This window comes from Phycisphaerae bacterium (genome assembly GCA_018003015.1).
Classification (GTDB): Bacteria; Planctomycetota; Phycisphaerae; order UBA1845; family PWPN01; genus JAGNEZ01.
Map to the genome: position 1 here is coordinate 165,749 of JAGNEZ010000002.1, position 26,491 is coordinate 192,239.

Here is a 26,491-nt window from a genome sequence, read left to right on the forward strand (position 1 = left end):
GTTCGATAACCCGGCGCGGTCGTGGCCAGTCCGGTCGCACGGACACGGCTGAACATGCGGCGTTGCCTTCCAGCACCGCTCGACGGCTTGTTGTAATCGCACCAGGGGAGACGGTCAATCGGATCGGAGGAGTCGTCACGCACCCACGGGCTCGAGGAACAGCGGGTCGGCCATGCCGGCCTTGCTGAAGCCCAGCGCCCTATTGACACAACCAAGGCAGCGGCCACAGGGCTTGGCCCCGCTCGCGTAACAACTCCAGGTCAACGCGTAGGGGACCTCGCACTTGAGCCCCAGCCGCACGATCTCGGCGCGGCTGAGATCAACCAGCGGAGCATCCACCAGGATGTCCTGCTTGGCCGGGAAGGCGTAACGCAGGGTCAGATTGAAGGCTTGGACGAACTCACGCCGGTAGTCGGGATACAGCTGGGCTAGCGTGGGGCCTGTGCCGCCCGGGCCCTCGCTGATTCCTACGAAGATCCGGCGGGCCTTGATCGCCCCGGCCCAGGCGGCGGCCAGACCGAGCATCGAGGGTAACACGCCGGGCGCGAAGGTCGACGGCGTCTCCTGGCTGAGCGTGTTGGCATCCTCGATGGAAAGCCGCTTGGATACTCGACTGTTGCCGCCAAACGCGGCCATACAGGGTAGCTCCGCCGCCAGCGTCTTCTCGATACCGAAATGAGCGGAAAGCTGCTCGAAAGCGGCCAGTTCACGGTCCGCGGATCGGTGGTTCCACCCGACATGAAGCAGGACCGGTTCGTACTGCTCTCGGGCAATGGCGGTAATGACCGCGCTGTTGACACCCCCGCTGACGAGAACCACCGCCCGGTCCATGTACAGAGCCTCCTTACGGTAATCGGTTCATCGGCTCGGATACCCGGCGGAATCAGTTTCCCCGGAGGCTGGGCTGGACAAAGCCGGGGTAAGGTCCGAGAATGCGAGGCTGGTCTCAATGCCGTGCGGAAGGGAGCGTCGGCCGGTCATGCCCATCGCGTTCTCCACAGTCGATTGGTCGATCGTGGCCGTCTACCTGTTGATCGCTACCGTGCCCGGGTTCCTCTGTCGCAGGTACGTTCGCGGCCAGGAAGACTTCCTCCTGGCCGGGCGGACGCTCAGCGTGTACTTGGCCGTCGCCACGCTGACGGCCACGGAAATGGGACTGGTCACCGTCATGTACATGGCCGAGATGGGCTTCCGAAACGGCTTCTCGGGCATGATCCTGGGATTGATCGCCGTGGTAACGTCGGGATTCGTCGGGCTGACCGGCTTCATGGTCTCCGGCCTGCGAGCCTCGGGCGTGACCACGGTCGCGGAGTACTACGAGAAGCGCTACAGCCGAGGTGTGCGGATCCTCGGGGGAGTGATCATCGCGACGGCGGGCATCCTGAATTACGGCGTCTTCCTCCGAGTGGAGGCCGATTTCGTCCGGCTGATCACCCAGATGCACGACTTGACCCTCTCGGCCGGGTGGCTCGGGGACGCTCCGGTCGTCGTGCCGTCAATCAAGCTGGCCATGGTCATTCTCGTGACCCTCGTCCTGGTCTACACCCTTCTGGGCGGCATGGTCTCCGTGGTGCTGACCGACTACGTCCAATTCATCGTCCTGTCCGCCGGCATGGCCGCCACGACCTGGTGGGTGCTGACCACGCCATTGGTCGGCGGGCTCCAGGGAATGGCCGCCGCAGTCAATACCTACCGCCCGGACTATGGAATGAACCCCTTCGTGACCGCTAAGGAGGGAGCGCTCGGCATCGGCGTGGCCTGGATCATCTGGCAGCTCATGCACTGGACGGCCACGAGCAACTGGCAGACGCAGGCCTTCCGTACCGCGGCGACCGACTCGCCCAGGACGGCGAGGATCATGTGGGTGCTGACCGGCGTGAACTACTTCGGCCGGGCGATCATCCCCATGCTCTGGGGCGTGGCCGGTCTGGCCTTCGTCGCCGCGAAAGGAGCCGAGGCAGTGGCCAACGCAGACTCGCTGCAGGCCATGCCCAGCCTGCTGACCCACCTGCCGGCCGGTCTGGTCGGCTTCATGCTGGCCGGCATGCTCGCGGCCCTGATGTCCACGCACTCCAGCTACCTGCTTGCCTGGAGCGGCGTCCTCACCCAGGATGTGGTTGCGCCGGTCCTCGAGCTCCTTGGCGTCACCCTGCCCGCGTCCCTGCGAATCTGGATCACCCGGTTCTTCATCCTCTGCCTGGCCGCGTTCCTCCTGTGGTACGGGCTATGGTTCAAGGCCAGCGGGGCAATCTGGAACTACCTGTCCATGACCGGGACAATGTATCTCTCCGGCGCCGCCGCTCTGGTGGCCTTGGGCCTGTACTGGAAGCGGGCCAATGTGACCGGAGCCTACTGTGCCATCCTGGGGGGAGCGTTACCCGGTCTGACCTACCTCACCCTGCGGATGGCCAGCCTGGTCATCGAGCCCGCGATCCGCGATGCCGGGTACGTTCCGCAAACCGCCATCGCCCGGATGAGCGCCGCCCTGACCGAGACGTGGACCGGGATCCTCAGTTTCCCGCTGGCCGCCCTCGGGATGGTCGTGGGCAGCCTGTGGGCCGAGGGCCGGCGCGATCAGGCGACCGGGCCCCGGATCGGCACCGGTTCTTTCATGGCGGGAGGTGGGGCATGAGTGGCTGGTTGGATTGCTGGAAGACCGTCCTGTACCTCGCCATCGTCTCCTACTTCGGGCTTGCGATCGTGGTCTCTATCGGCGGCTTCTTTGACGTGAAGCGCATGTTCAAGCGCCTGGGTGAGGCGAAGAGTCGGCCCGAGCACGTCACACCGCCGCCCGCCCTGCCGGTTGGCGAAGTTGACCGTTCCCAGGGCCATGCTTGAAACGGATCCCACTTGCGACCCCGCTCACACATCAAGTTCCTGCGGATCTATCCGCTCTCGATCCCGCTGCGAAAGGCGTTCGGCCATGCCGCCCATGTGCGGCAAGACGCCGACCCGATCGTGATCCAGGTCGAACTGGCTGACGGCACGGTCGGCTACGGCGAAACGCTGCCCCGGCCGTACGTCTCCGGGGAGACCCCGGAATCTGTCATTCGGACGATCCAGGACGAGTGGCTGGAGGGCTTGGTCAGACTGCGGCCGGCCGGCTTCCCCGAGGCGATGGAGTGGATCGCCGGCCTGCCGACGCACAACGCCGCGGGACATTGCGCCACCGCCGCCCGGGCCGGGATCGAACTCGCCTTGATCGATGCCTATTGCCGGCACTTCGGCATGCCGGTTGGCGAGGTCGTGGGCTGGTTCGGGCTCTCCGGGCTCGGTTCGCCGGAGAGCATCCGCAGGATGCGGTACAGCGCGATCCTGTCCGGTGACAATCCCGGTAGTCTGACCCGCAAGACGCGGCTGATGTGGTGGTACGGCCTGCGTGATTTCAAGTTGAAGGTCGGCTACGAGGATGACGAGCAGCGTATTCGCTCCGTAGCCCAGACCCTGGGCCGGTCGCTGGGCCGAACGACGACGCTCCGGCTGGACGCCAACGGTGGCTGGACACTGGATCAGGCCATCGATCGCCTTCGGGCCGTGGCCGACTTGCCGATTGCGTGTGTCGAGCAGCCGCTGGCGAAGAGCCGGGACGTTGACCTTGTGGTTCTCAGGCAGGCGGTGAAAGTGAACGTCATGCTCGATGAGTCGCTGGTCACGATCGAGGATGCCCAACGGCTGCATGGCCTTGGCGTTCTCGACGTGCTGAATGTCCGGATCAGCAAGAACGGCGGATTCCTGCCCGGGCTTCGCCTCGCCCACTTTGCCCGCAGAAACAACTTGGACTATCAGCTCGGGTGCATGGTCGGCGAAACCAGCATCCTGTCGGCCGTGGGGCGGCGATGGCTGGAGCAGGTGCCCGGCGCAAGCTTCGCGGAGGGCAGCTACGGGCGGTTCCTGCTTTCCGGCGATATTACCTCCCGGCCGGTGGGCTTCGGCCTGGGCGGCCGTCCGAAACCGCTGCCCGGCCCAGGCTGGGGCGTGGAGCCCGATCCCGCGCTGCTCGAACGCTACGTCCGGCCAGGAGTGATCGAGTTCCCGTTCTAGCGGAATGCCCCGGGCACGATCGCCGCTACTTCCCCTTCGCCTCATAGCACAGGAGCGTCCCCTGATCACGCAGATAGAGTCGCCCGTGGGCAATGGTCGGGTGAGGCCACGCCTTCTGCCGGGCTCGGTCCGGCTGGGCGAAACGTCCCTGCTCCGCGAAACCGTCCGGAGAGGCCCTAACCAGTATAAAGATATCTTTGTCTTCTTCTCGGAAGTACAACATCCCGTCCGCGAACGAAACGCAGCCCTTCCGGAGTTTGTCCTTCTCCGCCCAGAGCACCTTGCCGCTGCTGATCTCCTGGCAGACCAGCCCGCGGCCGTCGGAATGGCCAAATACCTTCCCGCCGGCCTGGACCACGCCACCGTGGTGGTTGGCCATCTCCTTGCTCGCGTAGACCTCCTCGACCGAGAACCGGCCGTCCTTTGCCGTGATCCTGAATGCGTGGCAGCCGACGTCGTATCCGGAGGTCACGTAGGCAAGGTCGCCCACCGTGCAGAGGCGGTCACCCACAACGGCAATACTGGCATAGCCCGTGCCCAGGCCAGTGGCTTTCCAGGCCAGAGCCGGCCCGTCGGGCCCCCATCGCTGGAGCAGCCCGGTATCGGCCGACCGGCCGTCGCGAGCCGGACCCCGCCACTGCGGCCAGTCGGCGGCACGCACCCAGGTGGCCACGGCCAGGGACGCAACGCCAACCACACACAGCGTGAACCTGAATCCTGTCCCTTTGTTCGTCATGTCCATCACCCGTCAGACAGCCTCGACGGCGAGCTTGCCCGGTGGCGCCACCGGGTCCACGCAGTGTTGTATGCCCGCATACCCCGGACGACGATGTGCCCGCCGGGCCCTGGGGGCTCATCCGCTCGCTATCCGGTGTTCACGACTCGGCCCGTCCCGTGGCTGTGTCCGTCCAGGGTGTGCCGGCATGTCCGCAGGGCCGAACAGCGAACGCCGGCGGTCGTCGCCGCAACCGCCGGAAGGCGATGGGTGCGCAGCTATAGAAGGTTTAGCCAGTTAATGCAGTCATTTCGTTCGGCGGCGCTGCCCCGGGATCCCCCCCTACTTCCCGCTTGCCTCGGTGCAAACATCTGGGCGTATTGACGCAGGTGTCCGGGAGGCGGAGTCGTTCGACGGGGCGGCCTTGGACTAGGTGCGACTCGACGATCTCGGGCACGTCAGCGGGGGTCACGAAGCCGTACCAGACGGCCTCGGGGTAAACGACCAAAGTGAGGCCGTGTTCGCACTGGTCAAGGCAGCCGGCGGCATTGATCCGGACGCGGCGGCTGAGGCCCCGGCTGGATAGGGCCTGTTTGAGCGCTTCACGAACCGCCTCCCCCTGCCTAGCGGCGCAGCAGCCCCGCGGGTGGCCGTCGGGGCGGACGTTGGTACAGACGAAGACGTGACGTTCGAAACCGGGCATGAAGACTCCTCCCAAGGTTGCATTCGGCATTATGTTAGTCCATAGTACTCACCATGGGAACGCCGGCCGTGTTCTGGGATCGGGACGACACGCTGATCGCGGATCCGGGCTATCTCAACCATCCGGACCAGGTCCGACTCATGCCCGGTGCCGCGGAGGCCTTGCGGCGCACCACGGCCGCGGGCTTCGAGAATGTTGTGATCACCAACCAGTCAGGTGTGGCCCGAGGCCTGATCGATGAGCCGACGCTGAGGAGCATCCACGAACGTGTTCACACTTTGCTGGCTGAGGCGGGCGCCAGGCTTGATGCCATCTACTACTGCCCCTTCCTGCCGGGTGATGAGGCGGTCGTTCCGGAGTACCGCCAGGACAGCGATCTCCGCAAACCCAAGCCGGGAATGTTGCTCAAGGCTTCGCTCGAGCGCAAGATCGAGTTGGTGGCATCGTGGATGATCGGGGATTCGCTTCGCGATACGCAGGCGGGCCGATCGGCTGGGTGCCGCACGATCCTGCTCCGCAACGGCAAGGCCGCGGCCTCCGAGCCGCCGAAGGACACCTCGGTTGACTTCACGGCCAACACGCTCGGCGAGGCCGTGGACATTGTGCTGAAACACACCCGGAAGACGGAGAAGACCGCGGCTGCCGTTCAGCCGGCGGCTCCCGCCGATCCGGCCGCCATCTTGCAGGAAATCCTGACTTTCCTGAAGATGGCGGATCGCCGGGCGCAGTCGGAGGACTTCGCGCTCCCGCGCCTGGCGGGGGCAGTCATCCAGATCATGGCCATCGGGGCGATGCTCTGGGCCATCTTCGGCTGGCTGATCGAGCCAGGGGGCATCAGGACACAGATGGATCAGTTGCTGGCTCTGCAGACTGGAACCACCCGCCTGCTCTTCGCGGTCATCCTGCAGTTGATGGCCCTGACCTGCTTCACCGCGTCCTCTCGAAAGAGGTAGCCGCCCTGTCTTGTGGGCGTCGCATCCGGATACCAAGACCTTGCCGACCGCTGAGCGCCGCGCTCAGTGCCGCATGGCGATGCTGACGATGGCCGCGACGATGGTGGTGAGCGCCAGGGCCAGGGTGACGACGAACAACATGATGAATCGCCGGCCCTGAGTGGTAATCAGCGATCGGATCATGCCGCTCTGTTCATCGGTTCTGAGGCCCATTTCCCGCAGCAGGTCGGTTTGGCTGCTGCTGGCTTGGCCGACGCCGGCCACCGCATTACCGAGCCGGTCCAGGGTCTGGTTGCTGACCACGTTCTGTTCGCCGACCATTTCGAGCTGTCGACTGATGTTGGCCAGGGCTTCCGTTTGGCTACGCGTCACCCGCGGGATCTCGCTGATAGCCTCGGTGAGTCGGTGGGTGTGGGAGGTGGTGCTCTCGAGCTGGCCGGCGATCGACTCGAGCATCTGCGTCTGCTGGCGGCACATGTCCGGCTGATCGGCGAGCGTGCGGGCGAGCTGCTCGACCGCCTTGCAGGTCCGGTCCGCGCGTTCGGCCTGCTCGACCATGTGTCGTTGAATCTCGTCGATCAGGCGAGTGACCCGCTCGTAGCCCTCCTGAAGCTGGAGGAGGGTCTGGTCCCGTCGCGGCCAACGGACCAGTCCAGCCGGCTTGTCTGTGGTGAGATCGGCCTCCTCGGCGGCGGTCTCCGCGGGCGCAGCCAGCAGACCGTCCTGTCCTACCGGGGGCAGGTTGTACTGATCGCTGTTGCGTCGAGTCCGTGCGAGGGTGTTCTTCAGACGATGCCACCAGTTCTTCGGATCAGAGACCATGCGACTTCAGTCCTCAAGGCGGGCCAGAGCCCTGTGATGTCTACTTCCCCACGGCGGTTGCGCGCGAGCCGGAGTCCGTACCCGCCCGAAGCGTTCCGCCGTCCGGAGGCACGAAGCGAATTGCGGCCAGAATGGCCTCGCGATTGACTTCCCAACAACGAGCGGGAGAGACGTTGCCTGGCAACTCCAGCGTTATGGTCGGAATGCGCTGGTCCACGCCGGCCCACGTGCCAAAGCTGCCCGGGGTCTCGTATCCCATGGTGGGCAGGACCGGATAGCGGTTGTAGCGGCTCATGATCGTGGCCAGCGCGTGGGCCGGGCCGTCGTAGTTGTTCCCGTGCCGGCCCGCGGCGATCGAGTGGATTGAGACGATCTTGGCCGGCTGCAGCCGCCGGGTGGCCATCAGCACGGCCCGGGTCTCCGCTTCACTGGCCGGCCGCCGACCGCCGGCAAACCTGCCCGAAGGACGGGCGGGGAAATTCGAGGCCGGGAAGTTCCGGTTGATGTCCACGCCGTTGCGGTTGGCCCGCGTGCCGTGGGCCACGCCGTCAGGGTTCACCTCCGGAATGATCGCAATACGCCGATCCGGGTAGACCTCAGGATGATCCCTCAAGTAACCAACGAGCGAACGGCAGAGCTCGACACCGGTCGACTCGTTTCCATGGAAGCCGCCCATGATGAGTGTCGTCTCGCCGCGCCGACCGAACACGATGGCTTCGATCGGCCGACGTTCCAGCGACGTGCCGAGCACAAGGGTCTCTTCGACCGACTTGGCGGTGGCACGCGAGCCGGGAAGGGGGGGCGGCGGGGAGTACTCCATCTCGGGGGGCAGAACAACCTGCCGAGCAGGCTTGTGGGTGGCCGGTCTGTGGCAGCCGATCGCAGCCAGACAGGCAACCGCCGCGATGAGCGCACGCCTTCCCCTCGACTGGGATCGCCCCTCCATGCGGATCGTCATGGCTGCTCCCGCGGCATGGGCAATCGAGTGAGCTCGACAATTCGAATCGGAACACGGGTTCGCTCACGCGGCTTGCCGTGCATCCTTGCCATCATCATAGACTACCATCGGACAAGGGCAAATCCAAGTGGGCGTCACCGCTCCCATCGGACCGGGCTTCACGATCGGCTGACGCGGTGTTATCGTCGGCGGCCATGGAAGCGGTCATCTTGAGCATCGGGAACGAGATCATCACCGGGCAGACGGTGGACACCAACAGCGCCTGGTTGTCGCGGCAAGTATCGGAACTCGGTATCCGCGTTCCTCGGCATGTCACCGTGGCGGACGACCTCAAAGCCATCCGGGAGGAAATCGAGCAGGCCGCCCGCAAGACGGACCTCGTCCTGGTAACCGGAGGCCTGGGACCAACCGAGGACGACCTGACCCGCCAGGCGCTTGCCGCCGCCATGGGCGTAGACCTGGAGATTCGGGAAGAGTACGTCGAACGAATCCGGGCCTTCTTCACCGCCCGGGGTCGGCAAATGCCGGAGAGCAACAAAGTGCAGGCTTTGTTTCCGGCAGGCAGCGAGCCGATCGACAACACCTGCGGAACGGCTCCAGGCATCAAAGCGCTCTGCGGCCAGACCACCGTCTTCGTCATGCCCGGCGTGCCTCGGGAGATGCAGGAGATGTACCGACTCGCCGTCCGCCCCTTCCTGGTCCGCGAAACCGGGGGGGCGAGGATGCTGGCGGTCACCCTGCATACCTTCGGAGCCGGGGAGTCGGACATCGGCGAACTGATCCGAGATCTCATGGACAGGAAACGCAACCCAACGGTCGGGACGACCGCCAAGCAAGGCGTCATCAGCGTAAGAATTCACTCATACGGACGCAATCAGGAGGAGTCTCGCCTGCTGCTCGAGGAGACCGCCGCAGAGGTTCGCAAGCGTCTCGGGACCCTCGTGTTCGGACAGGACGAGGATACACTGGCTCATGCCGTCGGTCGCCTTCTGATCGCCAAGCAGAAGACGCTGGCGACAGCCGAGTCCTGCACCGGAGGCCTCATCGCAAAGCTGATCACCGACGTGCCCGGCAGCAGCGACTACTTCCGTCAGGGCCTGGTGACCTACGCAAACCAAGCCAAGACGCGCCTTCTAGGTGTTCCGGCAGGTCTGATACAGAAATACGGGGCCGTAAGTCACGAGGTGGCCGAGGCCCTGGTGACGGAAGCCCGTCTCCAGGGGGAGGTCGATTACGCCGTCAGTGTCACCGGCGTTGCAGGTCCAGGGGGCGGGACTGCCCAGAAGCCTGTCGGGTTGGTGTACATCGGGCTGGCCGACGCGACCGGGTGTGAAGTGACCAGGCACCTGTTTGGCGATCACCTGACTCGGGCTGAGATCCGGGAACGCACAGCATGGACGGCCTTGAACCGACTGCGGTTGAGCCTGTGCGCATAATTCGATGTGTCAAGGCAACTTGGCATGTTTCCTCGACGATACATTGGTGTCGGACTTGGGTTAGAATGCGACCGATTTCGCCCGGGTCTGGTTTGGAGGCCTATCGATGTTGGTGCGGGATGGTCTGAGGTTCTGGCTAGCCGTGCTCATCGCCATGATGTGGGGTCTGTCGTCGATCGAAGGTGCGCCCGCGCTGAGGAACGGCTCGTTCGAGGAATCGGGTCTGGACGGCGAAGCCGGTCCGCCGAAGGATTGGGAGGTTCCCGTCCTGGGCGCGGCTCCCACGGTGGGCCAAGACTCCAAGACGGTGAAGGTGGGGAAGTACTCGGCTCGGATGTCGGCCCGCCAACCGACGATGGCAGGCCTCCAGCAGGTTGCCGATGTGGAGGCGGGCAAGGCTTACGTCCTCCGCGGGTGGGTGAAGACGGACCAGTTGGAGCCGCGAGAAGGGGCGGGCATGCTGGCCACGCTGCTGGTGGGGCCGCTGCAAGAACCGGACGCGAGCAAGACGGTCGTGGGTCCCAGCCTTCGCGGCTCGACGGACTGGACGCGTGTCCGCGTTGAGTTCAAGGGCCCGCTGCAGGGCAAGGTTTTCATCTTCTGCACGCTCTGCGGCGAGGGCAACGCCACAGGAACGGTGTGGTTCGACGGCTTGGAGTTGCTGCCAGCCGAGGAGGCGCCGCCCGAACCGGCCACCTCCCAACCAGCGACGGCCACGGCGCCGGCCACGGCGCCCGCCTCCACCACCGCTCCGGCGAGCCAGCCTGTCGCATCTGCCCCTTCCACTCAACCGACAACCCAGGCCAGCGGCACGCAACCCGCCGGCAGCCAGCCGGCCGTTCCGCAGATCGCCGGAACACTGCCGGCAACCAGCCAGCCCCAGCGTCCGTCAGATGCTCAAATACTGCCCCCGATCACCGTGACGACGGAAGCGCTATGCGCCAAGCCGGTCAGCCCGATCCTGTACGGCAACTTCATCGAGAGCGGTTTTGGTCGCCAGGTGGACGGCATGTGGTCGGAGATGCTTTACAACCGGAGTTTCGAGGCGATCACTCCGCTCAAATCTTCGGTCTGGCGATGGCTGCAGCGCAAGCCGGGCGACGTCCTGGCCAATGAGGTATGGCATCACTCCGGCTATGAGGAGAGCCCCTGGTACCTGGCCGAAGGCAACCCGGCGGCGTCGCTGGACTACCCTCGCTACGGCAGATTCCATCATGGCCTGCAGGCCGCCCAAGTGACCAATAAGGCGACCGACAAGCCGGCGTACATCGTTCAGGACGGCCTAGTCCTCCGGCCGGGGATGACCTATACCCTTCGCGGCGCCCTCCGGTCGGCCGACAACAGCGAGTTCGCCATCACCATCGGCATCTACCCGGAGAAGAGCCTGGACAAGCCGATCGCGCAGAAGACCATCGGTGACATTGACCCAGAGTGGAAGGCCGTCGAAGCACCCTTGGCGAACGCCGAGTTCGCGGGCCGCGGGAGCCTGGCCATTTCCGTTCCGCCGGGCAAGGCGCTCCGTCTGGATGGTCTGTCGCTCATGCCCAACGACCACGTCAAGGGTTGGCGCAAGGACGTCGTGGAGATAGTCAAACGGACTCGCCCGCGAATCATCCGGTTCCCGGGTGGCTGCTACGCGTCCTTCTACAATTGGCGCGACGGCGTCGGCTCACGGACCGATCGTCGGCCGCGGGAGAGCGAGTACTGGGGCGGCCTTGAGTACAACGATGTCGGTACGGTCGAGTTCGTGGACCTGTGCCGGGAAGTCGGAGCGGAGCCGTTGCTCTGCGTGAACATGATGACCGGTTCGGCGGCCGAGGCGGCCGAGTGGGTGGCCTACTGCAATGTGGCCGAGAGTCATCCGATGGGTGCGCTGCGTCGAGCCCACGGGCACGAGGCCATGGGCGTGAGGTTCTGGGAACTGGACAACGAGCCGTACCGCAGGTTCGGACCGATCGAGTATGCGAAGCGGTGCATCGAGTTCGCTCGCGAGATGAAGAAGGTGGACCCGTCGATCAAGGTGATCATGGCGGGGTACGAGAGCTACCGCCCTGCGCTGCCCCAAATGCTCGGCGAGGCGGGCGACGCCATCGATTTCGTCTCCGATCGAGGCACCGGCGAGGCCTACCTTCGCGAGCTCCTCAAGGTGATCGCCGAGTACAACGCGGCCAAGCAGCAGGACGTCCAGCTGTGCAATACCGAGTGGCTTGCCCCGCTGGATAACGTGCCGTTCATCTCCGACAAGGGGCGCGAACCGCAGCCGGCCGAGAAGACGATCCAGAATCAGCAGATCCGCTGGGCCTATGCAATGAACCTGGTCCGTCAGTTCCTGGTGTTCCAGCGGCTGGGCGGGGACTTCGTCTTCGCGAACTTCAACAATATGGCCAACACCTGGGGGCAGAACGTCATCGAATGCCCCAAGGAGAGGGCTTTCCTGTCCGCCGCGGGGCGGGCCTTCGAACTCGTTTCCCAGTCACCCGCGGCGTGGCCGCTCAAACTCCAGGGCTACGAGGAAACGCCGAACCTGGTCGCCCAGGTCGCCTGGGACGTCCGCCGTCAGGCCCTGGTGTTCAACGTCGTCAACAGCGGGGCCACTTACCTGGTGGTGCCGTTCAATCTGGCGGCACTCAAGCCGGTCGTGACCAAGGTCGACATCTCCACGCTTCATGCGGCGTCGCCGGCGGCGTTCAACTCGGTCAGCGATCCCGAAGCGGTTGACCGCGAGGACACTCGAAAGCCGGTGGTCAACCTGGAGAATCTCATGCTTGAAGTGCCGGCGTTCTCGGTCGTGCAGGCGGTACTGCACTGAGAAGCTGTCCCGCCAGGCGCGGGTCCGGCATCCCGCCAATCAAGCGACAGGATGGACACTTTTCTCGCGCTCCCCGACCCAGGCAGACGCTATCCCCCGGCGGTCATGGCGTATACCGTGCCGTCCCAGGTGGTCACGATGAGCGTGTTACCCGTGGCCGCGGCGGTGGAAGCGATGGGTACGCCGAGGCGGTGCCGCCAAAGCAGCTTGCCGCTGTTCACGTCGAGCCCGTAGACGAATCCGTCGCTCGCCCCGAAGTAGACCGTTTCGCCCACGATGATCGGTGAGCTGCTGATCGTCGAGGTGATTCGCTTGTAGGGCAGCGACGAAGCGAGGTCTCGGCCGACCGGGAATCGCCAAATGAGCTTGCCGGTGGCCTTGTCGAAGCCGTGCATCGCGGCGGTGGGGCGGCTCTCGCCGGGGAAGGCGACTTCCGCGCCGCCGAGGCAGATCATCTTGTCGCCCACGGCGGGTGTGCCGGTCTCGTCGCCGAGGGGGACGGCCTGAGACTTGATGCCGGCCCCTTTGGCGTCCGGGGCCTCGCATGAGGCCGTCCAGAGGGTCTTGCCCGAACTCCCGTCAAGGCAACACAGTGTCTTGCCGTTGTGGAAGACGTACAACCGGTCGCCGGCCTGGTCTCGCTCGACCACTGCGGGGACGACGGCCACGGTGGAGACCGATGTTTTCTCGAGGTTCCAGATGATCCTGCCGGTGGCCGGATCCAGGGCTCGTACGAACGGTCCGCCCTGGTAAACCACACCCGAGCCGAGGCTGGGTCCGGTGTAGAGGTTAGGCCACCAGTCCTTGCCGCCTTTCTGATCCCACAGCGGCTTGCCCGTCGCCAACTCGAACGCGCCAAAACCCTCGGAACGGCCGGCGTACACGGTCTTGCCATCCGTCACCGGGAAACTGACCTCCCAACGCTGGTTCTTGACGTTGGCCAGCGGTGCGGTCCATCGCGTCTGCCCCTGGAGATCGAAGCAGTAGAGTGTACCGGCCTGCGAGACGGCCAGCACGTTCTCATCCCAGACGGAGGGGCTGTGTTTGACCGACGAATCGACCGGCGCTCGCCAGAGTCGCTTTCCGGTGACCAGATCGAGGCCAACGACCGCGCAGTCGTCGAGTGAGTCATGGAAGCTGGTGGCCGCGTACACCCGGTTGTCTGCAACGACCGGTCCGGCGATGTGAATGCTGCCGCCGATATTCGTGGCCCATGCAAGGGACAACGGCGGTTGGGGGCCGGTCTTCAGATAGCCGCGGTGGCCGGCATCGTTGTGGAAGAACGGCCAGGCCTCGCCCATGGTCGGCTTCGCCGGCTCGCCGGTTCCGAGCGTGAATGGGCTCTCGTCCTTCCATGTCGTGCCGTCCGCCGCAGTGACCTCCACCTGTATCTTCTTGGGGCCCGCCACAGCCCTCGCCAGGGCAGGGCACTCGCCCGCCCAGGACCAGGCGCCCTCTGCGGCCAGCCTGCCTTCCGCAATCGGCTTGGTATCGGCGGCGTTGCCCTCGAGGATTCGGTATTCCACGCCGTTGACGCGCACGGCCGTATCGTAGGCCAGTACGCGGATGGGCACGCGTCCGTGTGCCTCGCCATCCTTGGGCGGATTGAGGATCTCGACGCGCTTGTTCTGCTCGCCGACCCGCCATTCGCAGCGGAGCCTGTCGCCGTCGACGTGAATGACGCGGAATCCTCGCGGGCTGCGGTCGATACCGCCGAACCGAAGCGTAGCGCTGTTGACGTCTAGGATGCCCTTGTAGAGTTGCTCACGCCGGCCGTGCCAGTGGCCGCTGAAGATGCCTGCGGTCTGGTATCGGGCCCACCATTCGAGTTCCGGATTGGTGGGAACATAGTGTTGGAAGACCAGGATGCGCTTGTTGGCTGCGTTGAGCTTGATGTCGGCCTCGATCCATGCCTGCTGCCGCTGGTAGCCGGCTTTGTCGCGATCGGCGGCGATGATGTCCTTGCTGATGAAGTGATAGGGGCCCGAGCTGAAGGAATAGTAGCGCGGGCCGAGAGCCTTCTCGTAGTTCTGCGTCTCCCGCGACTGGCCGCCGTAGTCGTGATTGCCGATGGTGTTGTAGACCGGCAACCGGGCGTTTTCGATGCCCACCACGAAGCCCTTGAACTCCTCCGGCTTCGTGCCGCGGTTGGTCAGGTCACCGGTGGTCACGACGAAGATCGGCCGGTCGCTCAGCCGATTGACCGTGTCGATGTCCTCGTTCATCGTCTTGATCGTCGTGGGATCGTCGGTGACGTGGGTATCGGTCAACTGGACGAAGGAGAACTTGTCCGTCAACCGCGCCGGATCGCGGACCAGGCCGATGTCCGCGGATTGTGTTTTCGCGGCGAATCGCTCGAAGTCGGCCTGGACGTAGAACCTCTTGGACGCCCGCCAGCCGGATGGCGTGCAGACGAAGACCGATCCAGTGATCCGCTCTTTGAGGACGAACTTGAACTCCCCCGAGGCCGGTGTCACCACGAACTCGAGGCCGTTGGATACGGACATGCCCTCCAGGGCGGGCTCACCGGCGTCCCGAGCGCCGTTCGCGTTGAGATCCTCGAACACGACACCCTGAAGTGTGGTCGTCCGTGCAGGCACCGGTTTCTTCGCCGGTGCCGTCTGAGCGACCCGCGTGGTCGCTCTGGTGGCTTGAACGGTGGCCTGGGCAAGAGCCAGGGAGGCCGACATGAGGCAGACGATCGTGGCCGATGGAATCCGAACCGACTGGATACGCACGTGATCCTCCTTTTTCGCAGTTGTCCTGTTATTGCGGGCTGGCGGCAACGGGCATCATGCCGGAGTCCCAACGCTGACCGGCGCGCCGTTGACACCTGGACGGCCGGCCGCTCGCTTCGGTGATGCCGCATCCGGCGGCCGCGCTCGGCACGAGAGCTAGAGGGCTGAGCAGACCAGGTCGCCGACCTGGCTCGTGCCGTACCCCATCTTGCCTGCCGACTGGCTCTTCATCTTCGGGCAGGTCTTCTGGATCGCTTCCTCAACCAGAGTGCCGGCTCGTTCGACGGGGGCGTCTTTCTTCTGTCCACCGACGACGCGGAGCAGCATGCCCATGGCGGCGATGGCGGCAATCGGATTGATGACATTCTGCCTCGTGTACTTCGGGGCACTGCCGCCCATGGGCTCGAACATGCTGACGCCCTCGGGATTGACATTGCCGCCGGCCGCCACCCCTAATCCGCCCTGGATCATGGCCGCCAAGTCGGTAATGATGTCACCAAACATGTTGGGGACGACGATGGTATCGTAGAACTCGGGGCTCTTGATGAACCACATGCAGCAGGCATCGACATGGTTGTAATCCCGCTCAATATCGGGATAGTCCTTTTGGCCGATCTCGTGGAACGTCCGGAACCACGTGTCGCCGCAATAGGTCAGGACGTTGGTCTTGTGGACGAGGGTGAGCTTACCCTTGCCCGTGCCCGCTCTCTTCTTGGCTCGGGCGAACTCGAAGGCATAGCGGATGCATCGCTCGGCGCCGAAGCGGGTGGTGATCATCTCCTGGGTGGAGACCTCCTGGGGTGTGCCCTTGCGGAGGAAGCCGCCCGTGCCCGCGTAGAGGTCTTCGGTGTTCTCCCGGATAACATCGAAGCTGATGTGCTCGGGACCCTTGTCTCTGAGCGGCGACTCGACGCCGGGGTAGAGTCTGACCGGGCGGAGGTTGATGTACTGGTCGAGCACGAAGCGGAGATGCAGCAGGAGGCCTTTCTCCATGATTCCCGGGGCGATGTTCGGGTCGCCGACCGCTCCGAGGTAGATCGCGTCGTACTTGCGGAGTTCGCTGGTCTGCTCGGGGGTGACCAGGGGGATGTTCTGGGCCTTGGGATCGCCGCCGCGGGCCAGGTAGGCCCTGCCGCTGAGATCGAAGTCGGTCGTGTTGTACTGGAACCCGGCCTTCGCGGCTACCGCCTTGAGTACCTTGAGGCCTTCGGCCACGACTTCAGGTCCGGTACCATCCCCACCGATGACAGCTATGTTCAGCACGAGCACACTCCTTGGCAGAGTCGAGAAAAACCTGAATTCCGGCACGGGCCATGGAAAAACAGGAGCAAACACGGTATCAAAAGCAGGCCGGGTCTTCAAGACGTCCGGCACATCGAAAGGGACCAGGAATGACCAGAATGAGCATGAGCGGCGTTTCAGGGCTGTCGAGCGTGCTGTGGATCACGCTGCTCAGCGGTTGCGGGGCCACGTCTCCGAAGCCGGTGGCGGTGGAGTACGGCGAGTGGGCACCGGCCGCCCGTATTCACGGATTGCGGGTCAAAACCGACCATTACGAGATCCGCACCACGGTGCGGGATCGCGAGCTGATCGAGTGTGTGCCGGTATTCATGGAGACGGCTTTTGGCGAGTATCAGCGGGTGATGCGACCACCGGCGGAGCGGCCCGAGCGCCTGATCACGTACTTGTTTGAGACCCGCGGCGAGTGGGATCGCTTCACCCGGGCCTTCGTTCCCCAGCGGGCCGACATGTACTTGCGCATCCGGGAGGGGGGCTACATGGACTACCCGACCGCCACGACGGTGGCCTACGATCTGACTCGAGACCGCACGCTGGCCCTGCTGGCTCACGAAGGCTGGCACCAGTATCTGGCCGGCCACTTTCCCGAGCCGGTCGTCGCCTGGCTCGATGAGGGCTTGGCCTGCCAGTGGGAGGCGTTTGACCTGAAGGACGGCCGGCCGGTGTTCAAGTCCAGGCAGAACCTGTTTCGGCGAAACAACCTCCGTGACGCCCTCACCAGCACCGATCGCTGGATTCCCCTCAAGCGGCTTGTGGAGATGAATGCCGGTCAGGCCGTGGCCGAGACTGGGGCCACGACCCGGAGCTACTACGCCCAAGTGTGGGCCCTGATCATGTTCCTGAAGGAGGGTCGCAATGCCTCCTACACCCAGGGCTTCGCGAAGCTGCTGGCCGACGCCGGCACTCGGAGGACGGCCGTCGCGGTCAGCGGCTACCGGCTCACGACGCCCGGAGGCGAGGGGCTGAGCACGGGCGAGACCGTCTTTCGCCACTACATCACCCCCGATCTGGACGCCTTCGAAAAGGAGTTCCTCGCGTTTTCGCGCGTGTTGGTGAAATGAGGTATCCGGCTTTGCCGGCTGCCGGTTGCCCTGTCCCAGAGGAGAGGTTCATCATGGCACGGCCGTTGAGCACGATTGCACCGGGCTGGTGGGATTACACGACATTGCCCAGGGAACTGCTTGCGGAGGTCTCTCGCCTCACGGCTGAGGACATCCTGAAGCTGGGGCGAGAGGGGTTCCGGGTCGTGTTCTATGACGACCTGCGGGAGTTCTTCCTGGCAGAGGCTTTGGAGTACATTGAGGCCTGGCGTCAGGCCAGGCCGGACGAACCGGTGGGTATCTGCGGTCCGATCGGGCCGACCGAGCAGTTGCCGCTGGTGGCCCAGCTGGTCAATGCCCTGGAGATCAACCTGGGCCACGCCCACTTCTGGGGCATGGACGAGTGGTACATGAACGGGAAGGAGGTGGGTGAGGATCACCCGTTATCGTTCGCCAAGTGCGATCGGGAGATGTGCTTCAACCGCATCCGGCCGGACCTGAGGATGCCGGAGTCGAACCTCCATTTCCCCAAAGCTGATCCGGCCGCGTACATCCGGAGCTGGTCCGAGGCCCGGTGCGCGATCATGCAGGGTGGGCAGGGCGAGGTCAAGCACTGGGCATTCAACGACCCGCCCAAGCGCGCGGGCAAGCATGCCGACGAGCCTCCGACGCCGGCCGAGTATCGCAGGCAGACCACCCGGGTGGTCGAGCTTCACCCGTTGACCCTGGTGCAAAACGCCCGGACCTCTGGGGGTGGCAACATCCCGAGCGTACCGAACATGGCGATCAGCGTGGGGCCGGTGGAGACTTGGCGGGCGGGCAGGGTATCGATCTGGCATCCTGGGTGGCACGACAACCCGTTCGGCATCCGGCTCAGCGCGTACATGATCTCCAAGCGGCTGCCGGACGCCTCGGTGCCGATGTCTCTGCTGGCCGACCATCCGAACGTCCAGTTCAACTACTACCGGCCGGGCATTGGGACCTGTGACGCGGAGATGCACTGACGTCGAGCCCGGCGGTTGTGGTCTGAGGTGATGACGGTGTGCCCGCCGTCCGATAACGCCGCGCATTCACGGACGTCGTGGGGTCATCTCGGCGGCGCAGGGGGTTATTGCCTCTCCTGGGATGCTCAGCTTACCCGTATTGCCACAATATCGGAGTGATCGTCCGGGGAGGGGGGATCTACCGCCGCGGCTCATGTTGACTTCCCGGCTGGAGGAGGAATAGTGTTTACTGAGGAGAGGCTTAGAGGCTGACACGGAGAGCGGAAAGCACCGGCGCAGGCGGATGCCCGGTGGTTGGAGATGGATTCGTGGCTGGGCCGCGGAGCGGCCGCCCGAAAGCAACGAACGGAGGAGGTCTCAGATTCGATTGAGCGGGCCTGATGGATCGGGTTCCCGTTCCAGGGGGCAGGTTCAGAATGAGAACCGCACTCGAGGCGATTGCCGCCGTGGCGTTCGTGGCCGCTCCTTCTCTGGTCCTCGGTGAAATCAAGACTGAAGTCGTTCGGGTTGGCAACCCGGGAAATCCCGCCGACACGTCGGGTCTGGGTGCTACTTCCTATGAGTTCTTCATGAGCAAGTACGTCGTGACCAACGACGAGTATGCTCTTTTTCTCAATGCGGTGGCCAAGAACGGTGATGCCTTTGCCCTGTACCATCCGGGGATGGCTTTTCACAGGCTGGGAGGGATCGCGCGTCGCGGGGCGGGGACGTCGGCGTCGCCGTTCAGCTATCACGTCAAGCCCGGCATGGGCAGGATGCCGGTCAACTTCGTATCGTATTTCGACGCCATCCGGTTCGCGAACTGGATGACCAACGGCTACCTGATGAGCGGTACCGAGTGGGGTTCCTACACGATCACCGGCGGCGGGCCGGATTCCGGCAGCGTGGGGCCGCGGACCGGCAACGGTCCCTGGGTCGTGCCCACCGAGGATGAATGGTACAAGGCCGCCTACTATGATCCAGCGAAGGCCGGTACCGGCGGATACTGGCAATATGCCACTCGGCGGGACGAGGGTCCTGTTGACTCCGGCCGGGTGATCGCGGGCATGATCGCGGAGGTCGGCGGCCTGTTCAGCGAGTTGACCAGTGCGTACGGCACGGTGGGCCAATGGGGCAATGTGCGTGAATGGACGGAGAGCCAGCTGGGCGGCGAGTACGTGCTTCGTGGTGTCGTTCTGACCGAGTTGGACAAGGGCAAGGATCAGTCGCGCACGCTGGTGGCGGGCAACCACGCGGATGCGTTCACTGGTTTCCGGATTGCCCGGATCTCGACCATCACCGGTGAGCCGGTTTCCCGGCTGGGGCTGGGCAGTCTTCGGCAGGACATTGTGGACACCGGATTCGGCGGCATGGGCGTGACCGGTATGAGTTGGGTGAGCCAGGATGGCGGTTTCTCGGGGGGTGGCGGTGGCGGTGGCGGCGGTGGTTCGGCCGGGCTGTCTGATTCCTCGATGAGCCAGGACACCCCGGAGGCCTTTTCCGTGCCCACGTTCCCGGATTCGCCCCAGCACCCGATTCCGGACATCACGGACGGCTCGGATGACAGTAATCCTCCCTCGGATCCTCCGGTGACTCCGGAGCCGGCCACGAGTCTCATGCTGATCTTCGGGGCGGCGGTGTTTCTCCATTCGCGGCGGCGTTGAGTGGGTCGGTTGAAGCGGGGCGGGTCCGTTGCGGCCTACGGGCCTGGATGGCAAGGGTGATTCGCCGGCCAATCGCCTTGGTTGGACAGCCGCACGGCCGCACACGCGGGGCATTGTTCGTCGACCAGCTGGACGTATTCGCGGTCCTCGCCGGGCACGATCCGTCAGGTTCTTCATAGTTCTCAGATGGCCATCGCCAGCCTCGCCCGTTGTCGCCGACCCCCCGGGGGAGTATCCACTCGATCGGATTGGCTGTCCAGTTCGTTGTTGGCTGGTGAGTCGTCTTGCCTGCCGTCTGCCGTTCAAGCCGTGGCGGCGGGTTCTCCGTTGGGTGTTCCTGGCGGTGTTTTTGAGTTGTGTGAATGGCCGTTTCATGCTACACGTAGACACCGGGGAGTTTGTGGCATTGACAGCCGCGAGCGACGATTCGCGGTGGGCCGCACCGAGCGCGGCTGTGGATGGGGGCGAGGATATCGGGATCAGGTGAGGAGGCGTTGCACGATGGAGACCCAACAGCCGTTCGATCGGGGTGGCCTGAGCCGCCGGGCGTTCATTCAATCGGCCTCGGTGATTGCGGGCACGGCGGCCGTGGCGGGCATGGCGGGCGGACCGGGTGCGGCCAAGGCCGCCGAGTTGGCGGAGCCGACCGCGAAGGGCCGGATGAAGGTTGGCTGTCTGAGCTGGTGTTTCCACAGTTTCGCGGGCGGGGTGGATCCGACCGAGGCCATCGACACGGTTGGTGGCCTGGGGTTTGACGGTATCGAACTGATCGTCAACGCCCGCGAGGACATGAAGACGGTCTGGGCGGGTGAGAGCCTGGACCGGATTCGCTCGCGGTTGGACAGGCACAAGCTGCAGGTGTCGCAATTCGTTCTCTTTCAGCCGGTTGTTCCCGGGCTGGCCAGCCCGGAGAAGAGGGTCCGTGACGAGAACGTTGGCGCCTTTGAGGCCGGCTGTCGGATTGCCGCCAAGTTGAATGCTCCGATCATCGACATTGTGTCGCCCTGGCCTACGGGTTACGGCGCGGAGCATGGTTATCTGCCGCGTTTTTACGAGATGTCCAATCCGGGCCGTGACGACAAGTTCCACATTGGGATTGCCGACGATTTCGAGTGGTCGAAGGTCTGGAGCGATTTCGTCGAGACGACGCGTGAGTGCGTTCGTCTGGCGGGATCGTTGGGCTTGAAGATGACCATCGAGCATCACACGCATTGTCTGATTCACGACGCCACCTCGTTCATGTGGCTGTGCGAGGCCGTTGGCGACCGCAACCTGGGCTACAATCTCGATGCCGGCTGGACGCTGTCGCAGCGGGAGTATCCCCCGCTGGCGATCCACAAGGTTGGCCCGCGGCTCATGAACCTGCACATGCGGGACATTGACGGGCAGATGCGCCGTTTTCCGCCGTTCGGCACCGGGGTCATGGATCACAAGGCGATCGTCGAGGCATGCCGGAAGATTCACTTCAACGGTTTCTTCTCCATTGAGCAGGACAAGGGTGGTTTCGACATGCTGGAGACCTGCAAGCGATATCTCCGCATTATGCGGGAGGACATTGGCTGATCCACGGGCGTGTTTGGCGCGTTTTGGCTGTCTATGGCGGGGACGAGGAGACGTCCCATGCGAAGATCTGCGGCGGTCTTTGGCCTGTTGATCTTGGGATGTTCGGGTTGCCTGGATGAAGGGAGGCTTCCGGCCGTTCGTTCGTCTCCTGCCGGGGTTCGGGTTGGCGGCATCGTTCTCAAGTGGATCGCCGCCGACAAAGATCGGAATCTGGCTAGAGCCGAGCCGCTGATTCGTGAAGCCGCGGGTCAAGGCGCGAGGATTGTCGTCACGACCGAGTGTTTTCTTGACGGCTACGCCATCCGCGACAAGGGAATTCCGCAGGGTCGTTGGCTGGATCTCGCCGAACCGATCCCCGGAGGCGACTATTTCGAGCGTGTTCGCCGGCTGGCCGATGAACTCGACATTCATCTTGTGGCGGGTATGCTGGAGCGTGACGGCGAGCAGACCTGCAATACGGCTGTTCTGATCGGGCCTGATGGCCGGCTGATCGGCAAGTACCGCAAGCAGGATTTGGGGCATGAGCTTGCCCGCAACACGCCGGGCCACGACAGTCCGGTGTTTGAGACGCCTTACGGGCGAGTTGGCCTTATCATCTGCGCCGACCGGCGCAACGCCGCCCTGGTCAGGCGCATCGCCGAGCGGGGGGTCGACCTGATCATGTGTCCTTCCGGTGGCATGTGGGGGCCGGAGAAGAACGACTTTCACCTGCAGGACCGTTCGCGTGAGAACCGCGTGCCGATTGTGTTCGTTCATCCGATTGAGTTTCTGGTAACTGCCGCGGACGGCTCGATCCTGGATCGGCGATTTGTTGAGAAGGGCATGGAGGTGAAGGTGGAGCAGATCGGAACGGTGGCCGACGCCCACCTGGTGGCGATCTGCGACGTGCCGCTGGGCGTGAAGTGAACGGCGGACATTTTTTGCCGTGGCTTGGGTGGGGGGGTGGTTCCGGGCAGCTATGGGCATGGTACGTGCTGGCCGGGCAGGTTCCGGGTACACTGGCGGCTTGTGTTGCCCGGTTGGGTTGAGAGGAGGTTCTCCGTGGACTCCAAGCTTGCGAGGGCCTGGTTGTCGGTCACGTCTTTGCTGGCCATTCTTTCGGGGGCGGTCGGGGCGGCCGAGTCTGCCCAGCGGCCGAACATCCTGTACATCATGTCCGATGACCATGCCGCCCATGCGATCAGTTGTTATTCGGGAGTGGTCAATCAGACGCCGAACCTGGATCGTCTGGCGAAAGGCGGCATGCGCTTCGACCACTGCTTCGTCACCAACTCCATCTGCGCGCCGAGCCGGGCGGCGATCCTGACGGGCAAGTACAGTCACCTCAACGGGGTGACGGTCTTCAATCGGTTTGACGGCTCGCAGCCCACGGTTGCGAAGCACCTGCAGGCGGCCGGCTATCACACCGGGATCGTCGGGAAGTGGCATCTGGGCAGTGACCCGACCGGCTTTGACGAGTACGAGATCCATCCGGGTCAGGGCCGCTATTTTGACCCGGTGTACTACAGTGCCACCCGTGTGCGGACGATCAAGGGATACGCCACCGATGTGACCACCGACCTGGCGATCGAGTTTCTCAAGAACCGCCCGAAGGACAAGCCGTTTTTTCTCATGTGTCATCATAAGGCTCCGCACCGGGCGTGGGAGCCGGATGCCAAGCACAAGGCGATGTTTGCCGAGAGGAAGATCCCCGAACCGCCGACGCTCCGTGACGACTATGCGGGTCGGACGGACGCGATTCGGGAGAACCGTCAGCGGGTGTTTGACGACATGACCCGCCGAGACCTGAAGCTGGAGCCGCCCGCGGATCTCAAGGGTGCCAAGCTGAACGAATGGCTTGGCGTTAAGCCGACGGAAGTGGAGATTGAAGTAGGCGGGGAGAAGAAGGTGCTCAAAGGCGAGGAGCTCAATGCCTGGAAGTATCAGCGGTACATGCGGGATTACCTGGCTTGCGTGCAGGCCATCGACGACAACGTGGGGCGGTTGCTGGACTGGTTGGACGCCAACGGGCTGGCCGGCAACACGATTGTCATCTACACCAGCGATCAGGGCTTCTTTCTTGGCGACCACGGGATGTACGACAAGCGTTTCATGTACGAAGAGTCGTTGAAGATGCCGTTCATCGTCCGCTGGCCGGGGGTGGTCAAGCCGGGTAGCGTTCAAACGGCGATGGCCCTGAACGTGGATTTCGCCCCGACCTTCATGCAGGCGGCGGGCCTGCCCGTGCCGGCTGACATGCAGGGTCGGAGCCTTGTTCCGCTGCTTCGTGGCGAGTTGCCGGCCGATTGGCGGACGAGCATGTACTACCGTTACTACCATGATCCCGGCCACCACAACACCCGGACCCACTACGGTGTGCGGACCGCGACGCACAAGCTGATTCACTTCTGGAAGAAGGACCAGTGGGAGTTGTACGATCTCGTCAAGGACCCGGAGGAGCTGCGGAACATCTACCCTGAGCCGGCTGAACGCGAGACGATCGAGAAGCTCAAGGGGGAGCTTTATCGGTTGAAGAAGGAAGTCCGGGATGAGGACCAATTCGCCGACGACCAGCCGCCGAGCGGGGTTGACGGTCCCGCCCCGCCTCGTCCGGCGAGCTGATCCGCTCTGATGTTGCTTTGCCGGGTCTTCGGACATGAGAACAGGGGCGGCGTTCCGCGCCGCCGGCCTTTTTCGGGGCGCACCTGTGGGGGCGTTGGGGAGGCGGTTTTGCCGGGCCCGGTAGGGGTTTTCGGCTACATGAGGTCTTGTTTTCGCGAGCGCCAAACGAAGCCAATCACGTCGCGGGATGGGGGCGCAGCCGGGGTCCTGGGGAAACAACACCGCGGGTGTCCCGGCAAACCGGGGTCATGGGTTACGGCTCATCGGTTCTGGTCTGCTGGGCTCGCAGGTTGTTTCGCGGATCTACGGCCGCGTCTTTGATGGCGGCGCCGGTCGATCGTGCTCGGGACGAGGTGGAACGGGGCGAGCGAGCCTCGTTTGCCTCCTCAAGGACCATGGGGATGTGGGGAGAACGCCTAGACCGGGAGCGAAGGCAGAGCCGCTGCGCCTGGATCACTTGCCAGGCGTGGAGAGCGTAGAGGCGGACCGGCTTCACGCCCTCGCCGGCGAAGGCGGGCTATCATCTTGATGTCGGTTCGTGGTACCTTCCCGGGCAAGGAGCGTCAGGCCGACTTCCCCAGCTGCTGACGAACGAGCCCCACGATTGACATCAGCACGCCCCCGCCGACGCCACCGCCGGCGATGCTTGATACGATGCTGCCGATGTCAAGCCCGCCGGCGGCCGCCTCGGCGCCGCCCACGCCGAGTGCTCCGAGGAGCTGGCCGCCGAGTCCGCCGCCGAGAATACCGGCGATCGAATTACCGATCGGGCCCAGGCTGAACTTCTTGAGCAGGGCTCCGGCGACATTGCCGCCCGCAGCGCCGCTGATCAGCTGAATCAACAACGGTACGATGTTCATGCCGTACGCTCCTTCCCGGAGTTAAGGATTGGTCAGATGTGCGAGGTCTTCTTTTCAGCGGGGTGGCCTCGCTCGGTGCTCAGTTGCGCCGTGTTTGCTCATTGTACCGCTGGTTGCTGGTAGGTCAATTCCCTCGCGAGGTTGGCGGTGCTGGCCGGGTGATGCAGGTGTGACTCTTGGTCGCGGTTTGGTGTAGTCGGTGAGAGGTGCATGCTGATTCGGTGTGGTATCAGCCAGTTAACGAGGCTTGTTTGTTCGCCGTTGTGGGGGAGAACCGGGTGGTGACGGATCGAGGCGGCGGCCGGATCACGTTTTGCCCGACGATGGAGGTTGGGGGTGTCTCATGGGTGTTGGCGGGCCGAGTTTGTCGGGCCAGCGCATCTCCTCCCGATTTCGCCCAAGTTGCCCATCTGCACGCTGCTGCCGTAGCTGACGCTTAGCCCACTCGGTCGTATGCCTCCACATTAACCCTGCGTGTCACTGCACATGGTGTCTCAGGTTGACGGTCGAGCCGGGAAGCATTGGGATGTTGAATGTGTCATTGGTGACGCTCTGTCCGGGTTCTCCGGTTTGACCGGTGCTGTTTTGGTGGGCGAATAGTTTGGTATTCGGAGGTGTTTTGCGTGGTCGGGACATACGGTCTTTTGACCCCAGATTGAACGCCTGGTCGGCGGAGATACAATGTTGTTCTGGTTCGGCCTTCTCTCGCGGAGGTCGCGAGGAGGGAATCCAACGTGAAGGAGATGCAATGGCAAAAGTGACGGACATTGAAGGTATCGGCCCGGCTTATCAAGCTTCGCTGGCCAAGGCGGGGCTTCAGACGGTGGAGGCGCTGCTCGAGAAGGGTGCGACTCGCAAGGGCCGCGCCGATCTGGCCAAAGCGAGCGGAATCAGCGAGACGTTGATTCTCAAGTGGGTCAATCATGCGGATCTTTTCCGGATCCATGGGGTTGCCGGCCAGTATGCCGAGTTGCTGGAAGCTGCGGGTGTGGACACGGTAGCGGAGCTAGCCCGCCGCAAAGCTGACAACCTCCACGCGGCCATGGTCAAGGTCAATGGCGAGAAGAAGCTGGTCCGGGCTTTGCCGGAGGCATCGCAAGTCACGAAGTGGATTCAGGAAGCCAAGGCCCTGCCAAGGGCTGTGGAATACTGACACAGCAGTGTTGAGCGGTTTCTGGTGGATAGAGGGCCCGGGTCGGGTGCTTCGCTTGGGGCGTTTTTTCTTTGAGCGGGCTGCCGAGCCGAGCCGGGCCGGGGTGACGGGTTGACTGCTGGTCGGGATTCAGGGTGGGGCGGGTCGTGGAGT

21 protein-coding genes are annotated in these 26,491 nt (G+C 64.1%); 13 read left to right on the top strand and 8 right to left on the bottom strand.

The window, feature by feature from the left end; all coding sequences use genetic code 11:
* Positions 1-135: 135 nt before the first annotated feature.
* Positions 136-831, bottom strand: a complete 696-nt coding sequence (locus KA354_01545) for a 7-cyano-7-deazaguanine synthase (protein ID MBP7933306.1) — start codon at positions 829-831, stop codon at positions 136-138.
* A 148-nt stretch (positions 832-979) separates the two neighbouring features.
* Between KA354_01545 and KA354_01550 the strand changes: the two genes are divergently transcribed.
* Genes KA354_01550 through KA354_01560 form a run of 3 tightly spaced genes read left to right on the top strand, consistent with a single transcriptional unit; the run spans position 980 to position 4,041 of the window.
* Positions 980-2,632, top strand: coding sequence for a sodium:solute symporter family protein (locus KA354_01550; protein MBP7933307.1), 1,653 nt, complete (start codon positions 980-982; stop codon positions 2,630-2,632).
* Positions 2,629-2,838, top strand: coding sequence for a hypothetical protein (locus KA354_01555; protein MBP7933308.1), 210 nt, complete (start codon positions 2,629-2,631; stop codon positions 2,836-2,838). Before KA354_01550 ends, KA354_01555 begins: the two co-directional genes overlap by 4 nt.
* 12 nt (positions 2,839-2,850) lie before the next feature.
* The gene (locus KA354_01560) at positions 2,851-4,041 is read left to right on the top strand and encodes a hypothetical protein (GenBank protein ID MBP7933309.1); all 1,191 of its coding nucleotides are present in this window, start codon (positions 2,851-2,853) and stop codon (positions 4,039-4,041) included.
* A gap of 25 nt (positions 4,042-4,066) precedes the next feature.
* Here KA354_01560 and KA354_01565 read toward each other — a convergent pair whose 3' ends face one another.
* Positions 4,067-4,777, bottom strand: a complete 711-nt coding sequence (locus tag KA354_01565; protein ID MBP7933310.1) for a hypothetical protein — start codon at positions 4,775-4,777, stop codon at positions 4,067-4,069.
* A gap of 268 nt (positions 4,778-5,045) precedes the next feature.
* Positions 5,046-5,459, bottom strand: coding sequence for a (2Fe-2S) ferredoxin domain-containing protein (locus tag KA354_01570; protein MBP7933311.1), 414 nt, complete (start codon positions 5,457-5,459; stop codon positions 5,046-5,048).
* A 53-nt stretch (positions 5,460-5,512) separates the two neighbouring features.
* Between KA354_01570 and KA354_01575 the strand changes: the two genes are divergently transcribed.
* Positions 5,513-6,412 (top strand): HAD family hydrolase, encoded by a 900-nt coding sequence (locus KA354_01575; protein MBP7933312.1) that lies wholly within the window; start codon positions 5,513-5,515, stop codon positions 6,410-6,412.
* Between the two features lie 63 nt (positions 6,413-6,475).
* Here KA354_01575 and KA354_01580 read toward each other — a convergent pair whose 3' ends face one another.
* Together KA354_01580 and KA354_01585 are read right to left on the bottom strand one after the other, a co-directional pair.
* Positions 6,476-7,234: a hypothetical protein gene (locus KA354_01580; protein ID MBP7933313.1), complete on the bottom strand. Its 759-nt coding sequence runs from the start codon at positions 7,232-7,234 to the stop codon at positions 6,476-6,478.
* A gap of 40 nt (positions 7,235-7,274) precedes the next feature.
* Entirely contained in the window at positions 7,275-8,192 is a 918-nt protein-coding gene (locus KA354_01585) for a DUF2817 domain-containing protein (protein MBP7933314.1), read from the bottom strand.
* Between the two features lie 209 nt (positions 8,193-8,401).
* Here KA354_01585 and KA354_01590 point away from each other — a divergent pair, with 209 nt between their 5' ends.
* Positions 8,402-9,628 carry a competence/damage-inducible protein A gene (locus KA354_01590; GenBank protein MBP7933315.1) on the top strand — a complete coding sequence of 409 codons (1,227 nt, stop codon included), beginning with the start codon at positions 8,402-8,404 and terminating at the stop codon, positions 9,626-9,628.
* Between the two features lie 106 nt (positions 9,629-9,734).
* Positions 9,735-12,437 carry a hypothetical protein gene (locus tag KA354_01595; protein MBP7933316.1) on the top strand — a complete coding sequence of 901 codons (2,703 nt, stop codon included), beginning with the start codon at positions 9,735-9,737 and terminating at the stop codon, positions 12,435-12,437.
* Between the two features lie 89 nt (positions 12,438-12,526).
* On the opposite strand, the gene KA354_01600 is transcribed toward KA354_01595, so the two are convergent.
* Positions 12,527-15,175: a PQQ-binding-like beta-propeller repeat protein gene (locus tag KA354_01600; protein ID MBP7933317.1), complete on the bottom strand. Its 2,649-nt coding sequence runs from the start codon at positions 15,173-15,175 to the stop codon at positions 12,527-12,529.
* 156 nt (positions 15,176-15,331) lie between these two features.
* The gene (locus KA354_01605; GenBank protein MBP7933318.1) at positions 15,332-16,438 is read right to left on the bottom strand and encodes a 3-isopropylmalate dehydrogenase; all 1,107 of its coding nucleotides are present in this window, start codon (positions 16,436-16,438) and stop codon (positions 15,332-15,334) included.
* A 128-nt stretch (positions 16,439-16,566) separates the two neighbouring features.
* On the opposite strand from KA354_01605, the gene KA354_01610 reads away from it, so the two are divergent.
* The 6 genes from KA354_01610 (at position 16,567) to KA354_01635 (ending at position 24,325) form a co-directional block, all read left to right on the top strand.
* Positions 16,567-17,535, top strand: a complete 969-nt coding sequence (locus KA354_01610; GenBank protein MBP7933319.1) for a hypothetical protein — start codon at positions 16,567-16,569, stop codon at positions 17,533-17,535.
* Between the two features lie 53 nt (positions 17,536-17,588).
* The gene (locus tag KA354_01615) at positions 17,589-18,518 is read left to right on the top strand and encodes a glucosamine-6-phosphate isomerase (GenBank protein ID MBP7933320.1); all 930 of its coding nucleotides are present in this window, start codon (positions 17,589-17,591) and stop codon (positions 18,516-18,518) included.
* A gap of 416 nt (positions 18,519-18,934) precedes the next feature.
* A complete protein-coding gene (locus KA354_01620) occupies positions 18,935-20,161 on the top strand; it encodes an SUMF1/EgtB/PvdO family nonheme iron enzyme (protein ID MBP7933321.1) in 1,227 nt (408 codons plus the stop codon).
* Positions 20,162-20,662: 501 nt separating this feature from the next.
* Positions 20,663-21,724 carry a sugar phosphate isomerase/epimerase gene (locus KA354_01625; protein MBP7933322.1) on the top strand — a complete coding sequence of 354 codons (1,062 nt, stop codon included), beginning with the start codon at positions 20,663-20,665 and terminating at the stop codon, positions 21,722-21,724.
* Between the two features lie 57 nt (positions 21,725-21,781).
* Positions 21,782-22,630, top strand: coding sequence for a carbon-nitrogen hydrolase family protein (locus KA354_01630; protein ID MBP7933323.1), 849 nt, complete (start codon positions 21,782-21,784; stop codon positions 22,628-22,630).
* 180 nt (positions 22,631-22,810) lie between these two features.
* Entirely contained in the window at positions 22,811-24,325 is a 1,515-nt protein-coding gene (locus tag KA354_01635) for a sulfatase (protein ID MBP7933324.1), read from the top strand.
* A 563-nt stretch (positions 24,326-24,888) separates the two neighbouring features.
* Here KA354_01635 and KA354_01640 read toward each other — a convergent pair.
* Positions 24,889-25,185 (bottom strand): hypothetical protein, encoded by a 297-nt coding sequence (locus tag KA354_01640; GenBank protein ID MBP7933325.1) that lies wholly within the window; start codon positions 25,183-25,185, stop codon positions 24,889-24,891.
* A gap of 748 nt (positions 25,186-25,933) precedes the next feature.
* Here KA354_01640 and KA354_01645 point away from each other — a divergent pair.
* A complete protein-coding gene (locus tag KA354_01645) occupies positions 25,934-26,338 on the top strand; it encodes a DUF4332 domain-containing protein (protein ID MBP7933326.1) in 405 nt (134 codons plus the stop codon).
* Positions 26,339-26,491 lie beyond the last annotated feature (153 nt).